The sequence below is a fragment of the Thermogemmatispora sp. genome, assembly GCF_019683755.1.
Taxonomy (GTDB): Bacteria; Chloroflexota; Ktedonobacteria; order Ktedonobacterales; family Ktedonobacteraceae; genus Thermogemmatispora.
Map to the genome: position 1 here is coordinate 1 of NZ_JADGHT010000096.1, position 14,041 is coordinate 14,041.

Annotated in this window: 14 protein-coding genes; 8 read left to right on the forward strand and 6 right to left on the reverse strand. The window is 60.5% G+C overall.

Annotation, left to right across the window (positions count from 1 at the left end; genetic code table 11):
* The first annotated feature begins 70 nt into the window (after nt 1-70).
* Nucleotides 71-892, forward strand: a complete 822-nt coding sequence (locus IRZ24_RS08660) for a hypothetical protein (RefSeq protein ID WP_297162604.1) — start codon at nt 71-73, stop codon at nt 890-892.
* Nucleotides 893-1,089: 197 nt separating this feature from the next.
* Here the strand turns inward: IRZ24_RS08660 and IRZ24_RS08665 are convergent, their stop codons facing one another.
* Nucleotides 1,090-1,836: a DsbA family oxidoreductase gene (locus IRZ24_RS08665; RefSeq protein WP_297162607.1), complete on the reverse strand. Its 747-nt coding sequence runs from the start codon at nt 1,834-1,836 to the stop codon at nt 1,090-1,092.
* Between the two features lie 101 nt (nt 1,837-1,937).
* On the reverse strand, nt 1,938-2,450 hold the full coding sequence (locus tag IRZ24_RS08670) for a DoxX family protein (protein ID WP_297162641.1): 513 nt from the start codon (nt 2,448-2,450) through the stop codon (nt 1,938-1,940).
* A gap of 184 nt (nt 2,451-2,634) precedes the next feature.
* Between IRZ24_RS08670 and IRZ24_RS08675 the strand changes: the two genes are divergently transcribed.
* Together IRZ24_RS08675 and IRZ24_RS08680 are read left to right on the forward strand one after the other, a co-directional pair.
* On the forward strand, nt 2,635-3,102 hold the full coding sequence (locus IRZ24_RS08675; protein WP_297162610.1) for a helix-turn-helix domain-containing protein: 468 nt from the start codon (nt 2,635-2,637) through the stop codon (nt 3,100-3,102).
* A gap of 692 nt (nt 3,103-3,794) precedes the next feature.
* A complete protein-coding gene (locus tag IRZ24_RS08680) occupies nt 3,795-4,136 on the forward strand; it encodes an SHOCT domain-containing protein (RefSeq protein WP_297162613.1) in 342 nt (113 codons plus the stop codon).
* 287 nt (nt 4,137-4,423) lie between these two features.
* Here the strand turns inward: IRZ24_RS08680 and IRZ24_RS08685 are convergent, their stop codons facing one another.
* Both IRZ24_RS08685 and IRZ24_RS08690 read right to left on the reverse strand, forming a co-directional pair.
* Nucleotides 4,424-5,569 carry a hypothetical protein gene (locus IRZ24_RS08685; RefSeq protein WP_297162616.1) on the reverse strand — a complete coding sequence of 382 codons (1,146 nt, stop codon included), beginning with the start codon at nt 5,567-5,569 and terminating at the stop codon, nt 4,424-4,426.
* Between the two features lie 102 nt (nt 5,570-5,671).
* Nucleotides 5,672-6,868, reverse strand: coding sequence for a hypothetical protein (locus IRZ24_RS08690; RefSeq protein ID WP_297162619.1), 1,197 nt, complete (start codon nt 6,866-6,868; stop codon nt 5,672-5,674).
* Nucleotides 6,869-7,191: 323 nt separating this feature from the next.
* On the opposite strand from IRZ24_RS08690, the gene IRZ24_RS08695 reads away from it, so the two are divergent.
* Both IRZ24_RS08695 and IRZ24_RS08700 read left to right on the forward strand, forming a co-directional pair.
* Nucleotides 7,192-7,815 (forward strand): cyclodeaminase/cyclohydrolase family protein, encoded by a 624-nt coding sequence (locus IRZ24_RS08695; protein WP_297162622.1) that lies wholly within the window; start codon nt 7,192-7,194, stop codon nt 7,813-7,815.
* Complete coding sequence (locus IRZ24_RS08700) at nt 7,812-8,705, forward strand: bifunctional 5,10-methylenetetrahydrofolate dehydrogenase/5,10-methenyltetrahydrofolate cyclohydrolase (RefSeq protein WP_297162625.1); 894 nt, start codon at nt 7,812-7,814, stop codon at nt 8,703-8,705. Before IRZ24_RS08695 ends, IRZ24_RS08700 begins: the two co-directional genes overlap by 4 nt.
* A 182-nt stretch (nt 8,706-8,887) precedes the next feature.
* Here the strand turns inward: IRZ24_RS08700 and IRZ24_RS08705 are convergent, their stop codons facing one another.
* Nucleotides 8,888-9,289, reverse strand: coding sequence for a globin family protein (locus tag IRZ24_RS08705; protein WP_297162628.1), 402 nt, complete (start codon nt 9,287-9,289; stop codon nt 8,888-8,890).
* A gap of 596 nt (nt 9,290-9,885) precedes the next feature.
* Here IRZ24_RS08705 and IRZ24_RS08710 point away from each other — a divergent pair.
* The gene (locus IRZ24_RS08710; RefSeq protein WP_297162631.1) at nt 9,886-11,946 is read left to right on the forward strand and encodes a hypothetical protein; all 2,061 of its coding nucleotides are present in this window, start codon (nt 9,886-9,888) and stop codon (nt 11,944-11,946) included.
* Nucleotides 11,947-11,989: 43 nt separating this feature from the next.
* Here IRZ24_RS08710 and IRZ24_RS08715 read toward each other — a convergent pair whose 3' ends face one another.
* Nucleotides 11,990-12,880 (reverse strand): LysR family transcriptional regulator, encoded by an 891-nt coding sequence (locus tag IRZ24_RS08715; protein WP_297162632.1) that lies wholly within the window; start codon nt 12,878-12,880, stop codon nt 11,990-11,992.
* A 252-nt stretch (nt 12,881-13,132) separates the two neighbouring features.
* On the opposite strand from IRZ24_RS08715, the gene IRZ24_RS08720 reads away from it, so the two are divergent.
* Together IRZ24_RS08720 and IRZ24_RS08725 are read left to right on the forward strand one after the other, a co-directional pair.
* Nucleotides 13,133-13,801 (forward strand): type 1 glutamine amidotransferase domain-containing protein, encoded by a 669-nt coding sequence (locus IRZ24_RS08720; protein ID WP_297162635.1) that lies wholly within the window; start codon nt 13,133-13,135, stop codon nt 13,799-13,801.
* Between the two features lie 28 nt (nt 13,802-13,829).
* A partial coding sequence (locus tag IRZ24_RS08725) for a hypothetical protein (protein ID WP_297162639.1) occupies nt 13,830-14,041 on the forward strand: 212 nt, incomplete at its 3' end.

Here is a 14,041-nt window from a genome sequence, read left to right on the forward strand (position 1 = left end):
TTATATAATCTGCTACAGAAGAATATTTGAATTTTCAACGCAGCAGCAATGGCCGACTTGGCAGTAAAGCATGATGGAGCATCGCTACGGACGGCACGGCCCACGAGCCTGGCTACGTCGATGGCAACGTCGCTACTGGCGCCCCCCGCCTCCAGCCAGGGAGACGCAGCTCTCCTCTTTAGCTGCAACCCTGGAGCAGCAGCTCCTGACCAAGGTACATGTCTGGCAACTGACAGAAAGGATCATCGTCATCATGATCGGCAACGATCCTTATCCTGAGCCTGATAAGCCTACTCTTTTCCAGATGCCTGAGCTGCATTCGCTTCCAGCCAGGGGTAATGATAACATTCCCCCAGCGCTGAGAACCCAGCTCAACCTCAAACTCTCCGATTTTGTTGATGAGCTTGAAGCGATAGGCCGTTCAGGCAATCTCATCGCAATTCACCAGGAAAGGCTTAGCAGATTACTGCGGCAATTGATTAAAAACCAACTCAACACGCTCAACCTAACCATTCCTAATCGAAAAGACGTCGATGAGATTGTTCAGTCGGGCCAGGCCTACGCATCTAAAGAGCTGGAGCAGGCACTCGCAGAGAAAGCTCTCAACTACCGCATACTGGCTACAGAGGCCGATCAACAACTAGCCGCCAAAGCGAGAGCGGATCGCCAGTTCTATGGATCTCTCTCAGCCTCTGAGAGGCGCGATCTGGCCGTTTTGGCTGCACTCGAAGTGCGGGGCCTGCTCGATATCTCTGAGATCAGCGACGAGCAGCTCCAGCAATTGCATGCAGACGCTGATTGGTACGAGCAGGTCTTTCACAAGGGGAAGGAGATCATCGAGTGGCCATCTGAGGAATCCTTTCGCCGCCAACAGAGCAACAGCGGGGACTGAGATCGTTCGGGGAATCAGCCGCCAGCTTGGGCGCCTTTCAGGTGCGTTGCCTGGTCTCGTGGGGGGGAAACAGCAGCGCCTCATGCTCGCACTGCTGATGCTGGTGATTCTGCTTTTGCTCGTTCTGATAGCTCTGATCTGCTATGTGATCTTGCGTTAGGGCCTTGTGGGCAGGGGTGAGCACACTGGCCCTGATCTCAGCCAGCGTGCTCACTCCCTGGCAGTGCGCAGCTTCTATCGCTGCAAGCCTGATCCTGGTCCTCGGTGGTCCCCATCCCAGGAACGGCCACCGGCTGTGGCTCCTGGCGAGTGCTCTCGCGCCAGGCTCGCTCTAGTACCTCGCGCAGGAGCGCCACCGGCTGAGCGCCAGAAACCGCATAGCGGCCAGCGAAGAGGAAGAAGGGCACTCCCCGGATTCCCAGCTCCTGGGCGCGCTGTTCATCGGCCCGCACCGCTTCAGCGTAAGCCGAGCCGTGCAGCACAAGCTCCACCTCGTGCGCTGGTAAGCCCACCTCGCTGGCCAGCCGCTGGAGCGTCTCCGCTTCGCTCAAGGCCGCCCCTTCGCTGAAGTAAGCCCTAAAGAGACACTCAGCCAGCTCCTGCGCGCGCCTATGGGCAGCAGCTAGATGGAGCAAGCGATGGGCGTCAAACGTATTGCTATAGCGCGCCTGCTCTAGACGGAAGGTCAGACCCTCTTGAGCGGCCAGAGCACTGACACGCGCATTCATGGCTTCAGCCTCGGCCAGCGAGACCCCATATTTGCGCGCCAGTATAGCGCTGAGGCTTTCGCGCGCCTCGCGTGGGGCCGCCGGGTCAAGCTGGAAACTGCGCCAGATCAGCCGGAGATGATCGCGCCCGGCAAAGTCCGCCAGGGCCTTCTCCAGGCGCCGCTTGCCGATATAGCACCAGGGACAGACAACGTCTGACCAGATCTCGATCTCCATCTTGCCTTTGCCTCGCTTCTCGAGGATTGAGAGCCCTCAGGGGCAGAGGCAACCAACGACCACTGAGGGCTGTGAGTGTACGTCTCTGTCAGACAGGCTTTTCAGGCGTCCTGTGAGACAGCCTGTGGCCTGCGGCTGATCACAATCCCGATCGCCACAACAATGAAGGCCGCCAACGCCAGCCCGATAAAGAGCGCTGTCTCCCGCTGGCCGATGCCTAGCAGGGCGTCCAGCGCATAGTCGCCCGGCCCCGTGAGGCCGATGACGATGCTGACCAGGAGCAGAAGTAAGCTATATTCATAGCCACCGCGCTGCATCCAGAAGCCATTGCGCCAGTGGCTTTTGAAGGTTGCCATTGCCATTGCGCCTGCCATCCCTGCCGCGCCCACGGCAGTGAGGAAGCCAAGAGCTACCGCCAGACCACCTCCGACTTCTCCTAGAATGGCAAGCGTCACCCAGAGCCAGGCCGGCTGCAGTCCCTGACGCGCAAAATTCTCGCGTGTGCGCTCCAGTCCTGCCCCGCCAAACCAGCCAAAGAGCTTCTGTAACCCATGCCCGGCCAATGTTAAGCCGGCCCCCAGACGCAGGATCAGCAGTCCAAGGCTCAGGGTCATCGACACGTGTGTTGCTCTCCTTTCTCTTTATCGCTAGACGCCCGGCAGAGAAGGAGGCCTTTCAGCCCTTTTTCTCGCCGGCGCCGCTGCTGTCTTTCCTTTTCTTACGAAAGTAAGCGTATCATAGAAAGTTGCTAACGTCAAGGATGTTGCTTCTCTATTTATAGTATGGTATACTAGGGCTATGAAGAGAGCTGAGCGAGAAGCACCGGCGGCGAAGCCGGAAGCCTGCAACGCGATGACGCCGATGGGGCGCGCCGTTCGCCTGGTCGGCGATGCCGCAACGCTCCTGATTATGATTAGCTTACAGCGCGGCCCAAGGCGCTTCAGCGAGCTGTTGGAGCAGCTTGGCCCAATGAGTTCGCGCACGCTTACCCAGCGCCTGCGCCTGTTGGAGGGGCTGGGTTTTGTCGAGCGCCGCGTTTTTCCTGAGATTCCACCGCGCGTCGAGTATGAGCTTACGGCCAGAGGACGGGAGTTCGGTCAGGTCATCGCGGCTATCGAGGATTTCGCGCGCAAGCACCTGGCTAGTCCGCAGCCATCCACCCTCTGCAACGCCCAACCCCTCGCCTTAGAGGCTACTCCCTCCTCCGTCGCTGACACAGCCTGCCTTACTCAGCCTGGCATGACGCAAGAGAAGTTGGAGCGCTGAAGGCCTCCTCGTCTGCCTGGACCAGGCTAGCGCCAGCCAACCTAGCTGCGGCTGTCAAGCGCTAACGCCAGCAGCCTCCCTGCGAGTGGTCAGCCTCTGATCTCTGTTGGCGCTGGTTTAGATAGCCGCTTCTTTACTCGTGAGCCTGCTTCTGGTTCAGGGGACAACATCCTCTACTGCCCCAATGGCAACGGCTAGCACTGAAGGAAGCGGGCCCGGCTTGCTGGTTCGCTTATTGGCAGATTACGAGGTTCCTGCCACTCGCAGCCGTCGAGGGGAGGAAATAGATCGTGCGGCGGTGGTGTTCCACAGAGTGAAAGGTCGAGAAGCATGAGGAGTACGAGGCAGGTGAATTGGCCGACAGGCCCCATGCAGGCGGGTCATTGGCGGAGTCATCCTTCCCCCTGCATTTCGCTTTAACCTGCAGGCTCCTCGTGCGTATCTCTCTGCGGAGGAGAGAGAAAAGGCTGGCAGGTGGATCAAGTAGCCGCTCACCCGAGAGAGGGTAAGAGCTTTGACTGCCTGACTGCCTCCAGGTCCACCTGCTGGCCTTCCATCCGCGCGGCCTGGGTAAGCGAGGCACGAGCGGATCGCCTTCTACCAGCGAGGTGGCTGCCGCTCGTACTCGGAGAGATCAGAAAATAAGCAATAACAAGGCAAGAGAAGCTTATACAACGAGGAGTGTGACCTATATGCATCATCATCACCATCACGGTTGGGGCTGGGGTGGCCCCGTTTTCTTCCCGTTTGGTTTTGGCCTGGGTGGTGGCCTGCTAGGGGACTTGCTCGCGGGCGGTCTTGGCTATATGCTGGGCCGCTGGCAGGGGACACGCAACCAGCCGTACCAGAGCTACCCGCCATACTATCAGCAGGGCTATGGCTATCCGCCCTATCAGGGGCCCGCTCAGAATCCCAGCGCTGGGACCGATGCGCGTCTGGCTCAGCTCCAGTTACTGGAGCGGCTTCGGGCTTCGGGCGTCCTGACAGAGGCCGAGTTTGAGGCCGAGAAACAGCGCATTCTGAGCGGCTACTGATCATGCTCGCCACCAGCGGCAGGAGCCGGTGGAGACGGTTTTGTCCTGTACCGAGAGGAGCAAGCTGAATTGGGGAGAGAGCTGGCCAGGTAGTCAACTCTCTCCCCAATTTTGCAGGTCGGGTGAGCCTGTGCTCCGCGCGGTGTTGGGATCTGGCGCAGCCTACCACTCTGTCTGTTCGCAGCAGGCAAGGAGGCCAGCGCGCCTCTTTCCTTTTGTATCCTCGCTGGAGGACGCTGGCTGTGGCTGCTACCCCGTCTGCGCTGTTGCGGTTGCTTGTCGCCGGATCAGCGTCCCGGCGCCCTCCAGACCAGTACCATGCCATCCCTCGCTGCCGAGGCAAGGCAGCGGCCATTCGGCGACCAGGCCACCGCCTGGACTAGACTGCGATGACCACCGTAGCTAAGGACCAGGCGGCGGCGCGCTACGTCCCACACCTGCACTTCCGTATCGTGGCCCAGCATCGCCAGATAGCGGCTATCTGGGGACCAGGCCAGGCTGCGGGGAAAGATCAGGGTTGAGGCCGGCCCCATGCCAATCCCAAAGTTGCCGGCCAGGGAGAGCACTTTACGCGCAGTGCTGACCTCGCGCACGATGATCTGTACTGGTCGGAGCTGATCTTGATAGGCCATCGGATTCTGTTCTACCATGTAGGCCAGGTAGCGGCCATCTGGCGACCAAGCGGCGGCGATCGCCTGAGCCGGCTCGGGGAAGTGGTGCAGGGGTTGACCGGTGGCTGCTTCCCAGAACTGCACGGCGTGCGTGCGCCCCGCCGAGGCGATTATTTTGCCATCCGGCGACCAGGCCACGATGTAGGAGGGCTGTCCTCCAGGTGGAGGATTTCTCGGGTAGGTCACCAGCACCTGACCGCTCACTGCATCTCTGACGGTCACGCTGTAATCGCTAGCCAGAGCTACGCGCTTCCCATCTGGCGACCAGGCAAACATGTAGACGGCGGTGAGCGCCGCGCCCGTTTCAAAGTCATAGAAGGCCAGCATGTTGCCACTGGCCGGTTCCAAGACCTGCAGTGGACCATATCGCCACCCCAGGTAGCTCAGTTGCCCCGTGCCCACAGAGAACCAGCTCAAGGCGTTGATGAATTCAACCGTGTCATCCCAGTAAAGGAGCAGCGTCCGTCGGGTGGCAATATCGCAGATTCTCACCTGCATCTCGGTGCAGTAGGCCAACCGCTGGCTATTTGGCGACCAGACCACATCGGGAACGGGAGTTCCCCCTGGAGTGCGAAAGGTCGCCAGTGTCATCCCGGGAGGTACCACTGTGGGCGTCGGCGCCACGGTCGCCATTGTTCGCTCCTGGCTACTGCCGGTGGGCAGCTCCTGACAACTAATGAGTGTGGCGCTGACCCCCGCCCCTAGCACTGCCAGACCGCCGAGGACACCGCGCCGTGAAAGGTGCACATCATGTGTGTTCATGGAATCATCCCCCCCGTTATCATCAGCTCAGAGGTGCAAGCTATAGCGTCAATGGCTGGGTCTGTTGCAGCCTCCGACTGGCTTATCTCCTTCAAGGCGCCTTCAAGGTGCCTTCCAGACATGCACATCTCCATCGCTGCTGGCCGAAGCCAGCCAGTCTCCTCGAGGGGACCAGGCCACGGCCAGGACAGGCGCACGATGACCCCGATAGGTCAGGGCCAGGCGTTGGCGCGCAATTTCCCAGACCTGCACTGTCGCCCCCTGACCAGCCACGGCCAGCCAGCGGCTGGTTGGTGACCAGGCCAGACTGCGCAGCAGGAGAGGAATCCCAGGCAGCCCCGAGGGCAGAGCAGGATAGACTGCCGGCTGCGAGAGCAGGAGCCGTCCACTGTTCACCTCACGGACGACGAGCGTCAGCGACTGGGGCCGGTTCCAGGTCTGCAGCGAGACAGGGCCCGCCAGATAGGCCAGGGCCTGGCCATCCGGCGACCAGGCGGCCGCCAGAGCCTTGGTTTCTTCGGGAAAGTAATGCAGGGGCCGACCGCTGGCTGCTTCCCAGAACTGCACGGCATGCGTGCGCCCTGCCGAGGCAATGGTTTTGCTGTCTGGCGACCAGGCCACGATGTAGGAGACATCTGTTGGGTAGGAGGTCCTCAGCCCCTTCGAGGAGAGGTCACCGCTCACGACTTCCCAGGCAACCGTGCCACCATCAGCGGCCATGGCTATGCGCTTCCGATCCGGCGACCAGGCCAGAGCATAAACCGGAAATGAGGTGTAATTCTCCACTCCTGCTGCGATTCCCAGACGCTCATCGATCAATCCCGTGGTCACGTTCCACATTACCAGGGAGACCTCCATTACCTGCCTACTCCCTTCCAGGGAGCTGAGGTGCTGGCTATCCGGCCCCCAGGCCAGGGCTGCCCAGCGAGCATCACCGGGAAACGGCTGATAGACCGCGTAGATAGCACCAGCGGCCTCCCATAGATAGAGCAGACGCTCCCGTGGCAGATCACGCACAGGACTGGGAATAGCCAGGGCCGCTAGCAGACCACTGTCAGGCTCCCATTCTAGTCCGTAGGGTAGAGCCGGTTTCTTGACAAAAGACATCTGATGACGCACCAGCAGCGTTCCAGGAGCGGGCGAGGAAACCACCCCCATGACGGGCTGTGACAGCAGGAGCGACTCCTGACTGGCGCTAGCTCGCACCCGCGGCGGCTGAGCCGTCAGCTTCAGCGCTTGCCGCAAGAGACTCCGTCGGGACAAAGGCCCAACAGGCTGAGGAGTAAGGAGTGTATCCATGTTGCCACCTTTGATCTCTCCGTGCCTTCAACAGTGGACCCGCTCGCTGATGACTCTAGTGACACGGGTCCAAGGGAACCAGTCCATCATCTTCTTCTTCTGGAAGAGACGGTAGCGCCCGCCGGGCATGCTTTGCCAGCGTTTAGCTCACAGCGCGAGTGTGACTCAGCTCACACTCCAGGCACAGAATGACGATGGCTCCGGCAGGCTCAGCGGAGCAGGAGCAGCTCCGACGGTTCCGTGCTATAATGTCCTACAAAACGCCTGTCCCTCTGGGATACTAAAGACAGCCAAGATAGACCGCTCTTTGCAAGGACATGTATATGTATCTAGATCAATCTCTACGAGAGTATCTCAATGACCTCTCCTCCTCACAACCAACACCCGGGGGCGGCTCCGCTGCGGCGCTGAGTGGAGCGATGGGTGCGGCCCTTGCCAGCATGGTCACACGGCTCACCATTGGCAAGAGCGGCTACGCTGATGTACAGGACGAAATTGAGGACATTTTGCAGAAGACTGAGGAACTGCGCGAGCGTTTTCAGCAGTTAATACAGGAAGATATCGACGCCTACGAACGGCTGGCCATGAGCTTTCGGCTCCCCAAAGGGAGCGCCGAAGAGAACGAGGCCCGCAGTCGAGTCATTCAGATTCGGCTGCAAGAGGCTGCCCTGGTGCCGCTAGAGGTCGTCGAGCGAGCGGCGGAGCTAATGCGCTTTTGCGTACGTCTGGCCCAGATCGGCAATAAGAATGTCCGTAGCGATATTGCCGCCGGGGCCGCCCTGGTGACGAGTGCAGCCCAGGGGGCAGCGTGGATGGTCCGCGTGAACCTGCGTTCGCTCAAGAATCAGCAGACAGTGGAGCAGCTACAACGGCGCCTGGAGGAGGCGCTGCAGGTAGTAGAGGCCGGCCATGCCGACGTAGTTCGTCTGGTAGGAGGAACACTGTGAGCGCAACGATTCTTGACGGGCGCGCCCTCAGCGCGACAATTCGCGGCGAACTGCGCACCGAGGTGGAGCGTTTCCGCGAGAAGCAGGGGTACGCGCCTGGTCTGGTCATTGTGCGCGTAGGTGGTGACGCCGCTTCAGGAGTCTATACCCGGGCCATCTTGCGTATCGCCGGAGAGATCGGTGTCCAGGCTCGGGTAGAAGAGCTGCCAGCCTTGACGAGCGCCGATGAGCTGCGCGCTTTGCTGCTGCAGCTCAACGAGGATCAGCGTACACATGGCATCATTGTCCAGATGCCCTTGCCAGCCCACCTCTCGCAGAAGATGGTCGCCGATACCGTGACGCCCGCGAAGGATATCGATGGCATTAGTCCGGGCAGCGCCGGCAATCTCTTCTTGGGCCTACCTAGCTTCTTGCCATCGACCGCTGCCGCCGTAGTGGAGATTCTCGACCGTCATCACATAACGTTGGCAGGGAAGCGTGTGGTGATCCTGGGGCGTAGCAATGTGGTAGGCAAGCCGCTGGCGCTGATGCTCTTGCAGCGCCACGCCACGGTGAGCGTCTGCCATTCGCGCACACGCGACTTGACAACCCTGACGCGCCAGGCCGATGTGTTGATTGCTGCCGTCGGGCGTCCGCGCCTGGTGACTGCCGAGATGGTGCGTCCAGGGGCGGTAGTGATCGATGTGGGGATCAACACTTTGCCAGGAGGGGGAATTGTGGGCGATGTCGACTTTGAGGCCGTGCGCGAGGTGGCCTCAGCGATTACGCCCACTCCGGGCGGCGTCGGCCCCCTGACCAATGTGATGCTGCTCAAACAATGTGTCCGCGCCGCCTGGCTGGCTAGCGGGCACTCGGAGGAGCCTCTGGGCCTGTCGGCTTCTCAAGCTTAGCAGTAGTCTCGTCCTGGCCTATCTGTAGCTGCCTCCATGCTCTTGCGCGACTAGACGGAACGCTCTGCCCTGGCAGGTAAACGAATGACTAAGCGTGCTGAGGCTCGCCAAGAAGGGGGAGGGAGGGGCATCCGCACCCAGGAGGGCAAATAAGCAGTGCGGTGCCCCCCCACGCAACGTGACTATGGTTCACCAGCAGCAATCATCTGGGCGCTGATGACCTCAAATGCCTGGGCCCAGGCGTCTTGCATGGCCGGCGTGAAGCGCGGCCCAAGAAAGTCGGCGAAGGTCGCCAGCAAGGCCTGACCAACCAGGGGATAGTGTTCCGGCTGGACACCGTAGCTGTAGTGGCGTTCGCCTAGCTTGCGCAGCACTGGCTCCAGGTTCTCACCACGCTCAACCCCGGCGACGACAGCGGCCAGCGTGGCCATCAGGCTGCTTTCTTGGCGCCGCATGTCGGTCCTGGCAAAGAGGGCGCGCGTTTGGGGAAAAGTCGTGAACAGGCGGTCATAGAACTGGCGCGCAAATATCTCTTTTTGGGGAGCAACCATCTCAAAGCTCTCTTTGAGCAAGAGCGCATTCATGGGCGTCGCCTCTTTTCTTCTTCCTTTTACCCACACGGTTCGGGGCTACTACAGAACATGCTGAGGGGTTGTCTCTCCCCCTCGCGGGTGACGGGCAGCAATGACAGATAAGGCCACTACCTCGCTCTCTCCCGCTCTCAGCCAAAGCAGCACAGTGCAGTCTCTGGCCCCTTGCTGCTTTCACTCGCCGCAGGCTGGCGGTGGAGGTCATTGTTAATTATGCCCAATTAGTTTCTCTGGTTATACAGTACTACTTTCTATTTCCTCTGTAAATGAGTAAAATATCTAATTATTACTTTGGATATTTATGCATTGTGCACAATCACCGGGCCTGCGCTACGCTCTTGAGCAAACTCTGCCGGTCCTCACCTTGTTACATCTCTATAGACACATGTCTATATGAAGGTTGAGCGGTTGAGCGGCTGGCTCTTGCCTTTACGCCGCAACTCAGCTATACTGATAGAGGGAAGAGTCGACGCTGAGGCCCTCGCCTGGAGTGCCGCAGCGCTAGTCTCGCGCCTTTCCCATCCTACATCGGTTTGCTCCTGCTTCACCAGACCACCCAGCGCTTCCCCCAACAGACAGGAGACTGCCCAATGGCTCGCTCTCTTCCTGACTCTCTGAGCGCCGCCCTCAACAGCCTGACACGGCGTCCGGCGCTGGCGCTCAGCCTTACCGATCGCGTCCCCCACTACGCTCTCTACCAGACCCCGGGCACTGCTGATAGCTGGCACGATGCCTGTCTGGCCAGTGATGGCAGCATCGTGCGCGTGCGTCTGGCCCGTGCCAGCTCCTTTCTTGCCGGCTCCTTTCAGGTGCAACGTATCAGCGACCCTGCCCAGGCCAGCCAATGGGCAAGCAGTGCCTGGATCACATTGCCAGGGGCCGCCGGAGTCATGAATCAAGAAGGCGGCTGCGCCATTGCCAACTGCGATGGCCTCTTGCGCGCCTTCGCCCAGCGCGGCAGTGGGGGCAATCAGCTCTGGCTCTGGACCTCTAGCGACAATGGCCAGAGTTGGAGCGGCCCTAGCAGCGTGCTTTCTCCTCCCAGCAATGCCTTTATTAAGGGTATCGCCTGCGCCGGAACGAATGATGTCTTCTTTGCCTACGATGTGCTCGGCGGTGAAGCCATCGGCTGCTCCTTCTTCAATGGCAGCAGTTGGTCGTCTCTTCAGAGTTGGACGCTGCTCCCGCTGAGCGCCAGCGGCGGACTGGCTGCCACCTGTTCCGGCCCCCTCTATACGCTCATCTACTCTGACAATTATTCACTGGCCTCTTGTACTTTCAATGCCGCTAACGGGCAGTGGAGCTATGGAGCTGCCATTGCTCCGGCGACGACCACAGCGATCATGCGTCTGGCTCCGCGCCTCTCATACGCCAACGGTCTCTATACGCTCAGTTGCATCGAGGCCGATAGCGGGAATCTGACAGGCTCGGTCTATAGCTACCCACGTCTGCGCCAGTCGGCTGACTTGCAGCATTGGTCGAATGGGATGATTCTGCACTGCCTACCGTGTAGCTATGGCGCGGTAGTGTTGCCGGTGGTCATGCCTCCTAGCGGTAGCGCCGGCCCTCGCTCCTATGTTGTGACCATGCCGGCCATTGCCAGCGCCCCGCTGCCTCCAAGCACTACCTCTCAGCAGGATCTTGACCTTTCCTCCGCCGTTCTGGCCTATCGTCGCCTGGAGCGCCCTGGCCGTCCCGCTCGTTTGGAGGTGCTGCTTGACAACAGCAGCGGCTCCTACAGCGCCCTGGTGAGCAGCCCAAATCACGCCGGCCCGCTCGCTCCAGGCGCCATGCTGACTCTGAGTGAGGGTTACTACGCCGGCACGCCTGCGGTGTCGACGCTGGTCAAGACGGGCAGTTATGTGCTCAGCCAGCTTCATCTTCTGCGCTCACCTCAGGAAAACCGCCTGCTCCTGGTCGCCAGCGATCGCACGCGCCAGCTCGACCTGCTGGCGCGCTACCAGAACAGCTACAGCGGCCAGACACTGGCCTTTCTGATCAGCGAGGTCTGCGCGCGCGCCGGCCTTTTTAGTATCGCTCTCCCCCCAACTCCCCAGTTGAGCCAGACCATCCCGTCCTTTGTGCTCCATGCAGGCCGATCCTATCGGGCTGCCCTCGACGAATTGTGCAATACCTACAGTCTGGTCTACTTTCTCGATCAGGATGAGGTGCTGCGCTTCTGCGAGCTGAATAGCAGTCAAGCCCCGCTTTGGTCTTATGAACCGGAGATTGAGCTTCTCAGCCTGGGCAGCAGCGACGAGCGCGCTAACCATATTATCGTTAGCGGCAAGCCACCGGCTGGCGGCCCTCCCCAGGCCTTGACCACCGCCGAAGCCTACGACGATGCGCACCTGCAACAGGTGGGTTGCGAGCGTCTGCGCTTCCATGTCGATCAGAAGCTAACGACTACGAGCCAGTGCGCCCAGAAGGCGGCTTTTCTGCTGGCTCAGGAACAGCGTCATGCCAGCCGCCATCAGATCGTCGTGCCGCTGAACCCAGCCTTGCAGCTTTTCGACGTGCTGGCTCTGAGCGATAGTCTCGCCCCGCTCGGCAGCGGTCAGCGTTTGACCTGTCGGATCAGCAGTCTGACAGCGTACTATGAGGCACAACAGGGACGAGCCGAAATGCAGCTCGATCTAGAGGGCCTCTAGCAGGAGAGAGGAAGGGAAGAGGCCTCCTTCTCTCTCCCTGGCCCTAGGAGGAAAGCAGGACTCGCTTGAGGGCGCGAATGCGAGCATCGTTGCGATCGATGCGGCGATAGGCTAGCCATAGCTCGTTAGCAACCGGCTGGGCCGGCTCCCAGAGCTGGCGCAGCCGTCCCTCCTCTAGCGAGCTATGACAGAGATAGTCTGGTAAGACACTGAGACCATAGCCCTGCTCGACGGCGCGCCGGATGGCATGCAGGTCAGGCAGGACCAGCGCCGCCTGAAAGGTGGGCCGATGCTCAAAGCTCTGCAGCCAGAAGCGGCGAATAATTGGCAGTTCCGGCCCGTAGCTGATCCAACGCTGCCTGGCTAGCCATTCCTCGAAAGGCGCCCGCTCTCCTGCTGTAGCCGCTGCACTGAGTTGCTCTGGCACGGCCAGCGAGGTCGGACCGACCAGGATGAAGTGTTCATCTCCGAGATGCACGAATTCCAGGTCGCGCGAGGCAAGCTGTTGAGTGGCGACTACGGCCTCCAGCCGCCCATGCTCAAGGTCGTTGATCAGATCAGCGGTCTCGCCAAACTGGAACCAGAGCCGGTACGGGAGAGAGAGCAGCCGGGGCAGTAGTCGCTCTTGAAAATATTCCCGCGGCGCTCCGCAGCGCAGCAACGGCGGTCGTTGCTGACCTGCTCCGAGTGTCTGGCTGACTTGCTCCAGGGTTTCAATAGCCTGAACGACCTGGTTGTAGAGTTCTTTGCCCCGCGCTGTCGGGATCATCCGCCGCGACGCGCGCAGAAAGAGCGGTTCCCCTACGGCGGCCTCTAGCGCCGCCAGGTGCTGAGTGACTGCCGGCTGCGTCAGTAAGAGGGCCCGCGCCGCCCCCGAGACGGTGCCGGCCCGATAGATGGCAATAAAGCTGCGGTACCACTCCAGATCAACCATAAATTTATTTATAGGTATCCCCTAGAAAGACTATTTGCTTTATAGCATAGCCACAGCATAGAATGCCAGTGGCGGCGCGGCAAGTGTCAGGACAAGACAGCTACCATAGGCAGCGTTTCCGTCAGGCCGACGCCGCTTGATTCCGGTACAGCCTGCATCTGTCCGCAAGACGCACGGACGGAGACCATAGATGATCACCGACGCATCTTCCCCGGCGTTGTATAGAGTAGCAAGGAAAGGAGTGGTTTTTCCGTGGCTCAAGCGCGTCACATTCTGATGGTGGTCACCGGTCACGACCGCATCGACGACGAGCATCGGACAGGCATTTGGTTTGAGGAATTCGCGGTCCCTTATCAGGCTTTTAAAGAGCAAGGCTGGCAGATCACGGTCGCCAGTCCGCGTGGCGGTAGCGTCCCTGTTGACCCCCGCAGCGAGCCGAAAGATGAGGAGGCTCAGAAGTATGCTGAGGCACGTGCCCAGCTCCACAATACGCGTCCTTTGGCCGGTCTCAATGCCGCCGACTACGATGCGATCTTTCTGCCTGGCGGGCATGGCGTGATGTTCGATCTGGCGGAGGACACGACCTTGCACCGCCTGCTCGCCGACTTCGAACGTCAGGGCAAGATCATTGCCGCTGTCTGTCACGGTCCGGCGGGCTTGGTCGGCGCGCGGCGGGACGATGGTCAGCCGTTGGTGGCTGGCAAGACAATCACGGCCTTCACTGATGAGGAGGAGCGCGCTACTGGGTTGGATAAGTTCATGCCCTTCTTGCTGGAGACGCGTCTGCGTGAGCTAGGGGCCAATTTTGTGGCACGTCCCAACTGGTCCGATCATGTTGAGCGCGACGGGCGCCTGATCACAGGTCAGAACCCGCAGTCAAGCGCCAGCATCGCGCGGGCGGTGATCGAGGCTTTGAGCTAAGCCAGCAGGTGAGGCGAAGCGGAGCGCCATGAGTCGGGGCGTTCCGCTCTCCATCCTCGCGGGCCGACAGTTGTCAGGAGAGTCGACGGCAGCTCACAAGGCTGCCGTCACACGGCGCGCGCTTCAGCCAGCTTTTGCCCCCCCAGCCGGCGAGCGTGGTCATCTCACCCCTTTGCGCCCACAGCCTTTGTTCCCTCTCTTTATTGATCGGCTTCCCTGCCTCTCTTACTCCTTCAAGAA